This is a genomic window from Pseudarthrobacter sp. J1738 (assembly GCF_050490315.1).
Lineage (GTDB): Bacteria > Actinomycetota > Actinomycetes > Actinomycetales > Micrococcaceae > JBNPEO01.
The window spans coordinates 232461-246638 of the sequence record NZ_JBNPEO010000003.1; the positions used below are offsets into that span (position 1 = coordinate 232461).

Here is a 14178-nt window from a genome sequence, read left to right on the forward strand (position 1 = left end):
CTTCATCAAGCGGAGTCGTGTGTGAGTATCCAGTCCACTATTCATTCTCTTTTGCCCACGCTGGCACCTGCAGCCAAGCGCGTTGCCGAGGCGATCATTGCCGATCCGGACCACGTTGTTGGGCTGACCATTTCCGAACTGGCTACCCTGTGCAACACTTCTGAACCGTCAGTGGTCAGATTTTGCCGTGCTATTGGATTCAGCGGATACGTCCAGCTGCGGCTTGCCCTAGCTACCGAAATTGGCCGTGAGTACACCACAGAGCCGGTTGGAAAGAAGTTTGGTGAAGACATCCGGCCAGAGGATTCTCTTGCCGATGTGGTGGCCAAGGTTCGCTATACGGAAACGATGGGCATTCAGGAGACCTTGAACGGTCTTGACCTTGCGGTGTTGGGTGCCGTGGCGGAGAAAATCCATACCGCGCAACACATCCTGATCTACGGGGTGGGTGCGGGGGCGATCGTCGCGGACGATCTGCGGTACAAACTTTTCCGGATCCGCCGCCAAGCTACCTCGTTCCGCGACCTGCATGATGCCCTGATGGGAGCGTCCCTGATGGGGGAAGGGGATGTGGCGATTGCTTTTTCGCATAGTGGGCGGACCCGGGAGACGCTGGAATTTATTCGGCGCGCAAAGGCGGCAGGGGCCGTAACCGTTGCTGTGAGTAATGTGCCGTCATCGCCAATCGTTCAAGCAGCCGAGCTCAGCATGTTCACGATTGTCCGGGAGACCTCCTTCAGAGCCGGTGCCATGGTTTCTCGCATCGCCCAACTATCAGTGGTGGACTGCCTTTTTGTCAGTGTGGCGAGGCTGAGCTATCCGTCAACGCTTGAAGCACTGGAAACCACTCGGGAAGCTGTGCTCAACCGGAGCGTCCGCACCACTTAACGCCGAATGGGTAGATAACGTCCCTTTGAACCAACTCAAAGCGACGTTATCTACCCACTCGACGTGTACCCCGTCAACGCGAGAGCTGCGGTTGAGGGGACTGCAGCGAAGGTGGCTGCAGTAAAACTCAGTGCTTAGGCAGCTGCCGAGGCGCTTGAGTAGGTGGACTGAATGACAGATCCCCAGTACGGGCCAAACATCTTGGTCGAGTTAGTGCCATAGCCGTAGCTGTTGATTGAGTTCTGGTACCCGGTTGAGCTAGTTCCAATGAACCACGGTCCGCCTGAGGACCCGCCGGTCATGTTGCACGGGATTCCCTGAGAGTTGAACTGTGGGTTGATGGTGTCGTTAGTGGCCGTTCCGGTACAGGATTTGAGAGTTTCGCCGTTGAACGGGGACGCGGCAGGGTAGCCAAAGGACTTGTAGGTCAAACCGCGAGCCTGGTTGAACTGGATCCCTGAAGAGCCAACAACGTCAGCCAATTTTTTGCCGTTAGGGGATGCGGACTGTTTTTTAGACAGTTCGGGGTTCACTGGCTGCTAGGCGTTTCCGGTGTTTATTGATGCTGATGCCGCCTAGGCTGGTCTTGATGCGCTGGTTGTTGTAGAAGTCTATGTAGTCGTTGATGGCTCGTTCGAGTTCGTCCGCTCGGTTCCAGGTCCGGTGGTAGTACATTTCGTTTTTCATCCGGCCGAAGAATCCCTCGCAGGCCGAGTTATCTGGTGAGCATCCTTTCTTAGACATTGATCGTCGTGCCTTTGCATCGCGGGTCGCTGTGATCCAGCTTGAGCTTCGGTAGTGCGTGCCCCGGTCCGAATGGATGATCAGATTGCCGTCGTGTGACTGGTAGTGCTCAGCGAAGGCTTGCTGCAACGATTCGTCAGCGATCTCCAGCGTTGGATGGCGGCCCGTTTTGTAGCCAACAACGAGCCCGTCAAAGCAATCGATGATCGCGGAGAGGTATACCTTCCCGGAACCGCTCGAGAACTCGGTGATGTCAGTGAGCCAGAGCTGACTGGGTAACGGTGCGTGAAAGTTACGCTTGACCAAGTTCGGCGGTGCCGCGGATGTTTCCCCTTGATAGCTGGAGTACCGCCGTTTACGCCTCGCGTAACGCACCGGGATCTTGTCCTCGCGGATGATCGTGCGCACCACTTTCTCGCTGACCTTGACGCCATCGTGACGCAGTGCCCACCAGATCCTTCGATAACCGTAGGTGTAGTGCGATTCTGTAGCGTGTGCGTGGATCGCCTCACGTAAGGCGGCATGCTTGTCAGGCCGGGCTGCGACGTGCCTCTGGTAGTAGAAACTTGAAGCACTCAGCTTCAGAACATTCAGGATCATGCGGAGTGGGAGTTTGTTGCGCAGCGCGTCGGCGATCTCAGCCTTTATCAGGTTGCTCAGTCGACCGGGCGTCACGCTCACGTCTTTTTTTATCAAGTCCAGCTCATGCTGCATCACCGCCTTCTCCACCATCAATTTGGCGGCCAGAGCTTTCAACTGCCCGGCATCATCTGGCAACGACGCTTCTAGGGAAGCCTGCGTCGGAAACTCACGTTGAGTTCTGCGTTCCTTCTTGCTCATCAGACCCCATTCGCCACGCTCACGGTAGGTTTGCGCCCAACTATAAACGACCGCACCAGTGACCATGCCAAGAGTGTCCGCGATGTCCTTGACCGGCCGGCCCTCGCTGAGCATGCGCACTGCCGATAGTTTGAACTCCACCGCATAGCTACGCAGTACTTTGGCCTGTTTCCGGGGCTTACGAGCACCAGATTTCCCGGCTTTGATCCACGAATGTAAGGTCCACCGACCTGGGTAGCCGAGCAACCGGACGGTCTTGGATACGGAACGGATACGGCTATACGTTCGCAGGGCATGGCGACGTTGTTCAGGGGTATAGGCGACATTCATGGACTAAACCTTCCAAGATTCCGTCCGCATCCCCTTAAGGGTGTTCATCACGGCAAATCCGGTGTCGTACTGCATGTTGCCAGAGCCGCTCCACTGGCTAGGTGTGTAGAGCGCTTTTGCCGTCCACTTGCCGTACGGGGCGGATCCGTTGTTATAGGCCGGAACAAAAACCCAGTTGGTAGCAAAGGCGCCGGGGCCTTCATTCACGCAGTGACCTGCGGTAGAAACAACGCTACGGTTCGACGACGACACGGAGTTTCCGGAGCAAACATAGTTAGAGCCCGCGAGAGTGAAAAATACCTTCCCAATCGTTTTGACTGGGGTTTCACTGGCGGCTTGCAGAACGGGCTTTTTGGCAGTGGCTGAAGCTGTTGTGTCCGCAGATTTGTCCAGAAGGGTACCTGGGATCGCGCCGGGAACAACGGTGCCCGGTACCGAGGTGGGAGCTCCCTTGACCACGTCCTCGGCTGCACTACGATTGTCGCGTTGAAGAGCCTTTGCTGCGATGACGTCGCCGGACATAGCTGACTTCATGCGATCCCCGGTCCAATAGGCAGCGGCATCGGTGGCACCAGTCTGGTGACTGGATACCTGGCTGGCTCCGTTGTTCGGTGTTGTGGGTGATGCTGTGGCTGCTCCGGCTGAGGTAACAGCAAACAGGGCGGCCGCGGAAAGTCCTAGAAGGCTGATGGCTAGGGGTTTGCTTCGATTCATCGTTTGTCTACCTTTTCTGGGTGGGCGGCCGCGCTGGGGTGGTTCGGCCGCAAGCGATAACTGAAAATTACCGTGCTTTGACAAGCTTGTAAATAGAGTTGTCAAAATTTGCAACACCGACGGCGAAACTCACTCCACAGCCCGGCTCGCCGCACCCCTGCCACTGCTCCCACGTACGCTTCACTGCCGAATGGGTAGATAACGTCGTTTTGAGGTGATTAATAACGACGTTATCTACCCATTCGGCGGAGGGGAGCGCGGCGGGATGAGCAATTACGGCACCTACTCGGGTAAGTTAGACATGTTGAAATCTGCAGACTTTCAGGGAGATGCCCAGCCAATGGCAAAGATTATCTATACCCACACTGACGAAGCGCCGATGGTGGCGACATACTCGTTCCTGCCGATTGTGGAAGCGTTCGCTTCAACTGCGGGCGTTGAAGTGGAAACCCGCGACATTTCGCTGGCTGGCCGCATCATCGCCGTATTTGGCGACTACCTGACGGAAGAACAGCGCATCGGTGACGCACTGGCCGAACTCGGCCACTTGGCGAAGAACCCAGAAGCTAACATCATCAAGCTCCCCAACATTAGCGCCTCCGTTCCGCAGCTGAAGGCGGCCATCGCCGAACTCCAGAGCCAGGGCTACGCATTGCCGGACTACCCGGACAACCCCTCCTCTGATGAAGAGACTGACATCCGCTCGCGCTACGACAAGATCAAAGGCTCGGCCGTCAACCCGGTCCTGCGTGAAGGTAACTCGGACAGACGGGCACCGCTGTCCGTTAAGAACTACGCCCGCCAGAACCCGCACACGATGGGTTCTTGGAGCGCAGATTCCAAGACTAACGTCGCCACCATGGACGGCAATGACTTCCGCTCCAATGAGAAGTCAGTTGTTATCCCGGCCGATGACACACTCAAAATCCAGATTGTCCGCGAAGACGGCACCACCAAGGTTCTCAAGCCCTCATTCCCGGTACTGACTGGCGAAGTCGTTGACGGAACTGTCCTGCGCGCCGCTGCTCTGGACGAATTCCTAGCTGCCCAAGTAGCCCGTGCCAAGGAAGAAGGTGTGCTGTTCTCCGCTCACCTCAAGGCAACCATGATGAAGGTCTCCGACCCGATCATCTTCGGCCACGTTGTTAAGGCGTACTTCTCTGAGCTCTTTGAGACCTACGGCAAACAAATCGCAGCTGCAGGCCTCAGTGCCAACAACGGACTCGCCTCCATCTTCAACGGACTGGACGAGCTGCCGGTCGAGGTTCGCGAAGGCATCAAGGCTGCTATCACGAAGGGCCTCGAAGAAGGCCCCGCTTTGGCCATGGTTGATTCGGACAAGGGCATCACCAACCTGCACGTCCCCAGTGACGTGATCGTTGACGCCTCTATGCCCGCCATGATCCGAACCTCCGGCCACATGTGGGGCCCGGACGGCAAGGAACACGACACTCTGGCAGTGATCCCGGACAGCAGCTACGCCGGTGTCTACCAGGTTGTTATCGACGACTGCCGCGCCAATGGTGCCTTCGACCCCACCACTATGGGCACGGTTCCCAACGTCGGCCTTATGGCCCAGGCTGCCGAAGAATACGGTAGCCATGACAAGACCTTCGAAGTTGAAGAAGCTGGCACCATGCAGGTCGTCGACTCCTCCGGCACGGTCCTGATCGAACACGAAGTTGCCCCCGGTGACATTTGGCGTGCTTGCCAGGCCAAAGACGTGCCGATCCGCGACTGGGTCAAGCTCGCCGTCACCCGCGCCCGTGCATCGCAGACCCCGGCCGTGTTCTGGCTGGACGAGACTCGTGCGCACGACTCGCAGCTGATCAAGAAGGTCAAGGAATACCTGAAGGACTTCGACACCGAAGGCCTGCAGATCGAGATCATGTCCCCTGAGGACGCCACCGCATTTACGCTCAAGCGCATCCGTAACGGTGAAGACACCATCTCCGTGACCGGTAACGTGCTCCGCGATTACCTCACGGACCTGTTCCCCATCATGGAATTGGGTACCAGCGCCAAGATGCTCTCCATAGTTCCGCTAATCGCCGGCGGTGGCTTGTTTGAGACGGGTGCCGGTGGTTCCGCTCCCAAGCACATCCAGCAGCTCATCAAGGAAAACCACCTTCGCTGGGACAGCCTGGGTGAGTTCTTGGCCCTTGCAGTCAGCTTCGAACACCTCGCCACCAGCACAGGCAACGCACGTGCGCAGATCTTGGCAGACACCTTGGATCGTGCCACGGGTACGTTCCTGATGGAGAACAAGTCCCCGCGCCGCAGCGTTGGTGAAATCGACAACCGTGGCAGCCACTTCTACTTGGCCATGTACTGGGCCCAAGAACTGGCCAAGCAGACCGAGGACGCCGAACTTGCCGCAGCCTTCGCAGCCGTGGCCGAGTCTCTGACCTCCAAGGAGGAGGCAATCGTTTCCGAGCTGCTGGCAGTTCAGGGTTCCCCAGTCGATTTGGGCGGCTACTACCGTCCGGACGACGCTAAGACTGAAGCTGTAATGCGTCCTTCAGCGACGTTCAACGAGGTCATCGCCACGCTGAAGTAAGCAATAAATCCGGTAAGGCAACCGGACAAAAACAGCCCGTCTGCGGCACTCTTCTCAGGGTGCTGCAGACGGGCTGTTTTTAGTTGAGTCATTCTTTGCGCATTTGCACGGCCATCGCCGGCATTAAAGAGTGGATTGCGTGAAAATTCGGCGCCCCGCCCCTAGAAAAGAGACTCGGCCGCTAGTGAGTGTCGTTGGGGTAGGTGATGCCGAGTTGGGCTCTGGCGCCGTCGAACAAGCGCATCACGTTGAGGGAATCTTCCAGTGGCATCACGGGGGACTCGGTGAGCCCTTGTTGGATGCATCGAGTGACTTCGCGAAGTTCGTAGCTGTAGCCGATGCCTACGGGGGAGAATTTCTCAACCCGAGTGCCGTCGCGTCCAATGGTCACGGTCAGCTCGTGAGGGTTGTTCACCGAACCGTGTGTTTGCATCGAACCCAGTGAGCCGGCAACAGTTGCTGAGCGCGGGCCATAAGCCAACAAGCTCGAGGTCAGTTGGGCCATGGCGCCGGAGGAGTACTCAAGAGTCAACGCATTCTGAGCATCCACGCCCTGATCAGTGAGGGTTCCAACGGCGCTGACAGCTTGCGGAAATCCCAGAATTCCCAGCGGCCACAAGAGTGGGTAGACGCTGACATCCAAAAGTGCGCCTCCGCCGTCGCGCCTTGCCCACAAGCGAGCCTCGGGATCATACGGGGCCGGGAATCCCAAGTCCGCCGAGATCCATTTGATCTCGCCGAGTTCCCCGGATTGGACAATCTCGAATGCGCGCTGGATGGACGGCAAAAACCGGCTCCACATTGCTTCCATCAGGAACACCTTGTGCTCTTGAGCTAGCGTGATGAGCTCTTGGGCCTCGTCTGCGTTGATGGTGATGGCTTTTTCCACCAACACGTGTTTGCCAGCTTTGATGGCCGCTTGGGCAATCCGGAAGTGCTGGGCATGCGGAGTGGCGATGTACACCACGTCCACGTCAGGGTCCGCAAACATTTGTTCAAAACCGGTGCTCTCCGCGTTGCCCCCGTAAGCACGCTGGAAACCGAGCTCTGTGGCAAAAGCATCTGCGCTGGCTTGGCTGCGCGAGCTCACCGCGTACAAGACAGCATCGGCTAAGAGAGCAAGATCGCTGGTGACGGAGTGCGCGATGCCGCCGGTGGCAACAACACCCCACTTCAGGGGCCGCCCCGTGGCGGTACGTGGGTCCTGATCGTGTTCGGAGGAGAGCCATGGTTTTTGAATGTAGGCGGTCATAAAGAACATCTTCGCATTAGGCGAGCCGGTGCCAAAGATGTGTCCCATCACGTCAGCTCAACTGCATACCGAATATTTTGATACTAGGTACATGCTGACTTCAACGTCCTGCACGGAGCGTGTTTGTGGGGAGAAAACGGATGGAGTTGGGAAGAGATGTCAACGGCGAGTAGTTTTTCCGGTGGCCACAATGGTGGGCGTGATGCTCGCTGCAGCAGTGCTGGTTGGCGCCATTGCTGGCGCCATCCCAGCACTGCTAGCAGCCCGAGTTACAGTTATTGACGCTATTCGGTTCTGACGCCAGCCAAAGTTTTAGCGCCGGCTTCCTCGGTCAAACGGCCCTGGTGCAAACGGAAACGGCGTTCCGTTTTCGCAGCCAAGGCACGGTCGTGAGTGACCACCAAGATGGTGGTGTTGTTCTCCCGGCACAACTGCTGGAGCAACTCAATGATGTGCTCACCGGTCTGCTCATCCAAGTTTCCGGTGGGCTCATCGGCCAAAATGAGCTTCGGTTCGTTGGCCAGCGCCCGGGCAATTGCCACACGCTGCTGCTCGCCACCAGAAAGCCGGTTCGCTTTACGGACGTGCTTTTCAGGATCCAACTGGACCCGTTCCAACAGCTCGGCAGCGCGGGCACGGCGGGTAGCTTTAGGGACACCGGCGAACTCCATCGGCAGCATCACGTTGTCCAGGGCGCTGAGGTTCGGTACCAAGTTGAACTGTTGGAACACAAAGCCAATGTCCCGGCGTCGGTATTGCGTGAGTTTGGAATCTGGCATGTTCGCGAGCGAAACCGAGTCCACCACCACGTCACCTGAGGTGGGCTTATCCAGCGCACCGAGGAGGGACAATAGGGTTGACTTGCCGCTACCGCTTTTGCCCACAATTGAGGCAAGCTGGCCGCGTTCAAGGCTGAAACTTACGCCGTTGACAGGCTTGATGGTGTGGTCCCCGGATTTGAAGGAACGGACCAGGTCTTTGACTTCAATCATGATTATTCTCCTCGCAGAACTTCAATGGGGCGCACACGTGCGGTGAGCAGAGCAGGGACAAGGGCACCGATCACTGCCACAGCGAACACAGCCAAAATGCCGGCGGCAATGACGCCGGGGGAAGCGCTCGCAGTTACCGAGGTCAACAACTGGTTGGCGCCACCGAAGGGGCCGCCCGCGCCACCACCGAACCCGCCACGGCCGCCGGGACCAGTCTGGGTTGAAGTGGCAGTGTTGGAGCTAATCAACGCCGAAGCAATCGGCCCACTAGCCAAGGCCGCGATCACCGCGCCCAGCACTGATCCCATAGCCACCAGGACCAAGGATTCGAGCACAAACTGAATGCCGATGGTGCGGTTCGGTGCACCAATAGCCTTGAGCACACCAATCTCCTTGCGGCGTTCGCGCACCAGCATCACCATAATCAGCAGAACAATCAGGCCGGCCGTGGCCAAGGACGCAATAAACGCAATCAGCGAGATATTTTTGACCGAATCAAGGGAAGAAACGGCTGTTTCCAAGTTCCGTTGCCCCTGGGTTACATCGGCCTTATCGGTACCCAATGCCGACTGAAGGGCAGTCTTGGCTGAGTCAACGTTTGCCATGCTGTTGACCGTAACGATCATCGATGACAGTTCGCCGGTAGCGCTGTTAAGCGTTTGGGCTTCTGGAAGGGTGAGGTACAGGGCGTTGTTACCAAAGGTGGTTCCGGCGTCGAACAATCCAGCGACCGTGTATTTTTTGGTGCCAATGGTAAAGGTGGAGCCAACCTTCAGGTTGTTCTTCTCAGCCAGAGTGGTACCCAGAATTGCTTTGGTAGATGCCACTGAGTAGTCGCCTAGACCGGTGCCCGAGGTGATGGTTAGGGCTTTGCCAGTGCTATCAACTTCGGCGCCCACACCCGTTGCGGTGATGGGAAGGCTAAACGTCCGGGCCGGAGTGCTGCTGGAGGAATTCGTAGACGAATTCCCGGAAGAGCTGTTGTTGCGGTTGCCTAAGGTGCCAGCATCAACGGCAGCCGTCAGTGACGTGGTCAATTGGGTGCTGGTGTCCCCACCCGGGCCAGCCGGGCCGCCCTGGTTGGTTCCCTGAGCTGACGTCTGTGCAGCTGCCTCTGTAGCGTTTCGCAAACGCAGGGACTGGGTTCCGACGACGGAGGTTACGTTCTCAACCGACGCTGCGGTTTTCAGCTGAGCGGCTGTCAGCGGCTCGCCACCGCCTTCAAATCCTTGCCCACCGGCGGGATTAACTGTTAGGACTGTGCCAACTGAGGCGTTGAGGTCAGCCACCTTGCTGCCCACCGCCTGGTTGGCTACCAGCATGGACAAAGCCAAACCAATCGCTACGGCTAAAACGGCGACGACGGCCGCCGTCCGGATCTTATTTCGGAAGGCATTGCCTACACTTCGGGCAAGGACGCTCACAGTTCTCCTCAGATCATGGCCGGGCTTTGGAGCCGGCCGCTAACTTAGGTTCGTCCTCGGTGCTGTGGGGTAGGCCGGGAGAAGCTATGAGAGAGCTGTGAAAGAGCGGAGACAAATGCGGCGGGCCAAGAAAAAACAGCACCCCGGTTCCGAAGAACCGGGGTGCTGTTACTGCTAGTTATTGCTTGTGAAACGTCTTACTTACTTGGTGATCGGGCCAAGAACCGGATCGTTGGTGTAAGCAGTCTTGACGTTTTCCTTGGTCACGATGACCGGCTCCAAGAGGAATGCCGGAACGGTCTTGACCTTGTTGTTGTAGGACTTGTCGTCGTTGATCTCAGGGGTCTTGCCAGCCTGCAAGTCCTTCACCATGGTGATGGCGTGCTCAACGAGCTTGTTGGTGTCCTTGTTGATGGTGGAGTACTGCTCGCCAGCCATGATGGACTTGACGGACTCAACCTCGGAGTCCTGACCGGTGACAACCGGCAAGGGCTTGCCGGCAGCCTTGACAGAGGTCAAGACGGCGCGTGCCAAGGTGTCGTTCGGGGACAGTACGCCGTCCAAGGAAGCGGAACCGTAGGTGCCGGAAATCAAGGTGTCCATACGCTTCTGAGCGTTCTCTGCCTTCCAGCCCTGGGTTACAGCCTGCTCGAAGGTCTTCTGGCCTGAAGCCACCTTCAAAGTGCCGTCGTCGATCTTCGGCTGGAGAACCTTCATGGCGCCGTCAAAGAAGACCTTGGCGTTAGCGTCATCGGGAGAGCCAGCGAAGAGCTCGACGTTGTACGGGCCGGATGCCTTCTTAGCCTTGAGCCCGTCCAAAAGCGCCTGGCCCTGGAGTTCACCAACCTTGAAGTTGTCGTATGCCACGTAGTAATCAACGTCAGCGGTGTTCAAGAGCAAACGGTCGTAAGCAATGATGGTTGCTCCGGCGTCCTTAGCCTGCTTGAGCTGGGTGCCCAGCTGAGCGCCGTCAATAGCACCAACAATGATGACCTTGGCGCCCTTGGTGATCATGGCGCTGATCTGGTTCTGCTGCTCAGATACGCCACCGTTGGCGAACTGAACATCAGCTTTGAAGCCAGCGCTGGTCAGACCATCGTTGAACAGCTTCTCGGCCAGAACCCAGTTTTCACTGGTCTTCTGTGGAAGTGCGACGCCGATCGAGGCGTTTTTGTCGAAGCCAGCAGCAGCGCTGCTGGAACCGTTGGTGGTGCCGGTTTCGGCGCGACCGCAGGCCGTCAGCGCCAGTGCTGCAATAGCGGCGATTGCCGCTGCCTTTCCTGCTTTTCCAATCATTCGCATGGTGGATCACTTTCTTGTTGGGTGGGAGCGAGTCCCGGGGTTGAGTAGCTCTTAGGCTTCTTTGGAGATGGTCTCTTTGGTACTGCTGGCCTCGGCCGCGGGGACCGTAGGCTCAGTTGAAGGATTTGAACGGTTGAAAGCGTTCATCATCATGCCGATCAGGGACTTTTTGCCCTGCATCTTGTTGTAGACGTCGAAGGCAACGGCTGCGAGGAGCACCAGACCCTTGATGATTTGGGTCATGTCAGCACCAACACCCATGAGCTGGAGGCCGTTGTTGAGGACTGCCATGACCAAACCACCGATGATCGAGCCGATAACAGTTCCAACACCGCCGGTCACTGCTGCGCCACCAATAAACACGGCTGCGATGGCGTCCAATTCCCAGCCCACGCCGTCGAACGGGCCCGAAGCGGTGGAACGTGCCACGAAGATCATGCCGGCCAGGCCAGCCAAGATGGACATGTTCATCATGACCAAGAAGTTGACCTTCTTGGACTGAACACCGGAAAGCTCGGCTGCATGGCGGTTACCACCCACGGCGTAGATGTGACGGCCCACAACGGTTTTGGAGGAGATAAAGCCGTAGATGACCACCAGGATTGCCAAGATCAAGCCAGGGATCGGGAAGGAGGTGCCGGGGCGGCCGGTAGCGAACAAGTAGGTGGCGTAGAGGACCGCGGCGGAGATGAGCACCAGTTTGGTGACCATTACCCACGTCTCCGGGACCTCAGCGCCCAGTGCCAATGCCGTGCGACGACGGCGCAATTCGCTGACAATGACAAAGGCAACGCCGGCCAAACCGATGAGCAGGGTCAAGTTGTTGTACCCGGTGTCCGGGCCGATTTCAGGCAAGTAGCCTGAGCCAATGTACTGGAAGTTTTGGTCCACAGGGATGGTGTTGGACTTACCCACGAATTGGTTGAAACCGCGGAAAAGCAACATACCGGCTAGCGTGACAATAAACGCAGGGATGCCCACGTAGGCGGTCCAGAACCCTTGCCATGCACCGATCAAGGCGCCTAGCAAAAGACCGAAAATGATGCCGGCCCAGGCGGGTAGTCCCCAGTCACGCATGGCGAGTGCCACAGCCACACCAACAAAGGCGGCTACTGAACCCACGGAGAGGTCAATGTGCCCGGCAATAATAACCAACACCATTCCAATGGCCAGGATCAGCACATAGGAGTTGCCGTTTAAGAGGTTGATGACGTTGCCCGAGGTCAGCGTGCGCTGGTCGGTGAAGATCTGGAAGAAAACGATCAAAGCCACGAGGGCGAAGATCATGCCGAATTGGCGGGTATTACCACCAAAGAGCTTCTTGAGGGCGTTCATTTTTTGTCCTTGATTCTGGAAGGTTCTGGAGTGTTCCAGAGGAATTAGGCGGCTTTTCGGGTTGCGGAGGTCATAAGTTTCATGAGCGATTCTTGGCTTGCTTCGTCTTTGTTCAGCACACCGGTAATGGCACCTTCAAAGATCGTGTAAATCCGGTCTGAGAGGCCCAGTAGTTCAGGCAGTTCCGAGGAAATGACAATCACGCCTTTGCCTTGGTCTGCGAGGGCCTGGATGATGCCGTAGATCTCATACTTGGCGCCAACATCAATACCGCGGGTGGGCTCGTCCAGGATCAGCAGTTCAGGATCCGTGAACATCCACTTGGCCAAAACCACTTTTTGCTGGTTGCCACCGGAGAGTTTGGCAACGCCTTCTTCAACGGAAGGAGTTTTGGTGCGCAATGACTTGCGGTAGTCCTCGGCAACGGTGAACTCTTCATCAGCGTTCACCACAACGCCGTGGGTGATCTTCTTCAGATTCGCTGACACAGTGGTGGTTTTGATGTCATCGAGAAGGTTCAATCCTAGGGTTTTGCGGTCTTCGGTGACATAACCCAAACCGGCATTGATGGCCTGGCGAACGTTTTTGAGCGTCAGTTCTTTGCCGTTTTTGTAAATCTGTCCAGAGACGAAGTGACCGTATGAGCGGCCAAATACCGAACGTGCAAGTTCGGTTCGTCCTGCGCCCATCAGCCCGGCGAAACCAACAATCTCTCCCCGGCGGACAAAGAAGCTTTCATCTTTGCAGACCATCCGGTCGGCGATTTGAGGGTGGCGGACGTTCCAGTTCTTCACTTCAAAGAACACCTCACCAATTTTGGGAGTGTGGTCTGGGAAGCGAGACTCGAGCGTGCGGCCCACCATGCCCTTGATGATGCGATCCTCGTCAACGCCGTCTGCCTTCACATCGAGCGTCTCGATGGACTTTCCGTCACGAATGATGGTGATGGAATCGGCGATCTGCTCAATTTCGTTGAGCTTGTGGGAAATGATGATTGAGGTGATGCCGCGACCCTTCAAACCCAAGATCAGGTCAAGCAGGTGCTGCGAGTCAGATTCGTTCAGTGCAGCCGTGGGTTCGTCAAGAATTAGCAACTTAACTGACTTGTTCAGGGCCTTGGCAATCTCAACCAATTGCTGCTTGCCCACGCCAATTTCCTTGATGGGGGTGTCAGGATCATCGCGCAAACCAACACGTGCCAAAAGGTCCAAAGAGCGGCGCCGGGCCTCGACCCAGTCGATGATGCCGAACTTGGTGGGTTCGTTGCCGAGGAAGATGTTCTCCATGATGGAGAGTTCCGGGATCAGGGCGAGTTCTTGGTGGATGATCACAATGCCAGCGTGTTCGCTGGCGCGAATGTCGCGGAACTGCTGAACTTCGCTCTGGAAGACGATGTCGCCGTCGTAGGAACCGTAGGGGTATACGCCGGAGAGGACTTTCATCAGGGTTGATTTGCCGGCGCCGTTTTCGCCACAGATTGCGTGAATCTCGCCTGCGCGTACGGTCAGTGAAACATCGGCAAGAGCCTTTACCCCCGGGAACTCCTTGGTGATGGAGCGCATCTGAAGGATGACTGGTTCGTGCTCGCGTGGACTCATAGGTGTCTTCGCCTCCGGGGTGACTTCGTTGTCGCCCTGGCTACTGCCGATTTATCGTCAGTGAAACACAAGGCTGTCTGCTCAAAAAGTAAACTAGCTCACATGCCTTGCCGTCAAGTCTTTAACGCAAGACGAACGTAACGGTATGGACACGGAATGTTTTGTGGCGCCGTCGTACGGGGATTTTTCGTGTCAAAAG

The 14178-nt window shown here is 57.0% G+C and carries 9 protein-coding genes and 2 pseudogenes; 2 read left to right on the forward strand and 9 right to left on the reverse strand.

Translation table 11 applies throughout. The features are described from left to right. The first annotated feature begins 21 nt into the window (after positions 1 to 21). Positions 22 to 888 carry a MurR/RpiR family transcriptional regulator gene (locus tag ACQR35_RS06920; RefSeq protein WP_430266870.1) on the forward strand — a complete coding sequence of 289 codons (867 nt, stop codon included), beginning with the start codon at positions 22 to 24 and terminating at the stop codon, positions 886 to 888. Positions 889 to 1022: 134 nt separating this feature from the next. Here ACQR35_RS06920 and ACQR35_RS06925 read toward each other — a convergent pair. The 3 genes and pseudogenes from ACQR35_RS06925 to ACQR35_RS06935 all read right to left on the reverse strand — a co-directional run. After that, a pseudogene (locus ACQR35_RS06925) lies at positions 1023 to 1382 on the reverse strand (trypsin-like serine peptidase); the annotation flags it as partial. 19 nt (positions 1383 to 1401) lie between these two features. Continuing rightward, positions 1402 to 2802, reverse strand: coding sequence for an IS3 family transposase (locus ACQR35_RS06930; RefSeq protein WP_430269621.1), 1401 nt, complete (start codon positions 2800 to 2802; stop codon positions 1402 to 1404). A 24-nt stretch (positions 2803 to 2826) separates the two neighbouring features. Beyond that, positions 2827 to 3516 (reverse strand): annotated as a pseudogene (locus tag ACQR35_RS06935) (trypsin-like serine peptidase); the annotation flags it as partial. Between the two features lie 340 nt (positions 3517 to 3856). Between ACQR35_RS06935 and ACQR35_RS06940 the strand changes: the two are divergent. Then, positions 3857 to 6076: an NADP-dependent isocitrate dehydrogenase gene (locus ACQR35_RS06940; RefSeq protein ID WP_430269706.1), complete on the forward strand. Its 2220-nt coding sequence runs from the start codon at positions 3857 to 3859 to the stop codon at positions 6074 to 6076. Between the two features lie 181 nt (positions 6077 to 6257). On the opposite strand, the gene ACQR35_RS06945 is transcribed toward ACQR35_RS06940, so the two are convergent. The 6 genes from ACQR35_RS06945 to mmsA form a co-directional block, all read right to left on the reverse strand. Further along, the gene (locus ACQR35_RS06945) at positions 6258 to 7328 is read right to left on the reverse strand and encodes a Gfo/Idh/MocA family protein (RefSeq protein ID WP_430269707.1); all 1071 of its coding nucleotides are present in this window, start codon (positions 7326 to 7328) and stop codon (positions 6258 to 6260) included. A 284-nt stretch (positions 7329 to 7612) separates the two neighbouring features. Continuing rightward, a complete protein-coding gene (locus tag ACQR35_RS06950; RefSeq protein WP_430266872.1) occupies positions 7613 to 8320 on the reverse strand; it encodes an ABC transporter ATP-binding protein in 708 nt (235 codons plus the stop codon). A gap of 2 nt (positions 8321 to 8322) precedes the next feature. After that, positions 8323 to 9744, reverse strand: coding sequence for an ABC transporter permease (locus ACQR35_RS06955; RefSeq protein ID WP_430269622.1), 1422 nt, complete (start codon positions 9742 to 9744; stop codon positions 8323 to 8325). Between the two features lie 201 nt (positions 9745 to 9945). Next, the gene (locus ACQR35_RS06960; RefSeq protein WP_430266874.1) at positions 9946 to 11046 is read right to left on the reverse strand and encodes a substrate-binding domain-containing protein; all 1101 of its coding nucleotides are present in this window, start codon (positions 11044 to 11046) and stop codon (positions 9946 to 9948) included. A 51-nt stretch (positions 11047 to 11097) separates the two neighbouring features. After that, positions 11098 to 12381 carry a multiple monosaccharide ABC transporter permease gene (mmsB, locus tag ACQR35_RS06965; protein ID WP_430266875.1) on the reverse strand — a complete coding sequence of 428 codons (1284 nt, stop codon included), beginning with the start codon at positions 12379 to 12381 and terminating at the stop codon, positions 11098 to 11100. Positions 12382 to 12425: 44 nt separating this feature from the next. Continuing rightward, on the reverse strand, positions 12426 to 13979 hold the full coding sequence (gene mmsA / locus ACQR35_RS06970; RefSeq protein ID WP_430269623.1) for a multiple monosaccharide ABC transporter ATP-binding protein: 1554 nt from the start codon (positions 13977 to 13979) through the stop codon (positions 12426 to 12428). Positions 13980 to 14178: the final 199 nt, after the last annotated feature.

What these genes read in the sequence shown, in the direction of transcription:
- ACQR35_RS06930 (WP_430269621.1), bottom strand. Translation starts at nt 2,802, where the DNA reads ATGAATGTCGCCTATACCCCTGAACAACGTCGCCATGCCCTGCGAACG.
- ACQR35_RS06940 (WP_430269706.1), top strand. Translation starts at nt 3,857, where the DNA reads ATGGCAAAGATTATCTATACCCACACTGACGAAGCGCCGATGGTGGCG.
- ACQR35_RS06945 (WP_430269707.1), bottom strand. Translation starts at nt 7,328, where the DNA reads ATGACCGCCTACATTCAAAAACCATGGCTCTCCTCCGAACACGATCAG.
- ACQR35_RS06950 (WP_430266872.1), bottom strand. Translation starts at nt 8,320, where the DNA reads ATGATTGAAGTCAAAGACCTGGTCCGTTCCTTCAAATCCGGGGACCAC.
- ACQR35_RS06960 (WP_430266874.1), bottom strand. Translation starts at nt 11,046, where the DNA reads ATGCGAATGATTGGAAAAGCAGGAAAGGCAGCGGCAATCGCCGCTATT.
- mmsB (WP_430266875.1), bottom strand. Translation starts at nt 12,381, where the DNA reads ATGAACGCCCTCAAGAAGCTCTTTGGTGGTAATACCCGCCAATTCGGC.
- mmsA (WP_430269623.1), bottom strand. Translation starts at nt 13,979, where the DNA reads ATGAGTCCACGCGAGCACGAACCAGTCATCCTTCAGATGCGCTCCATC.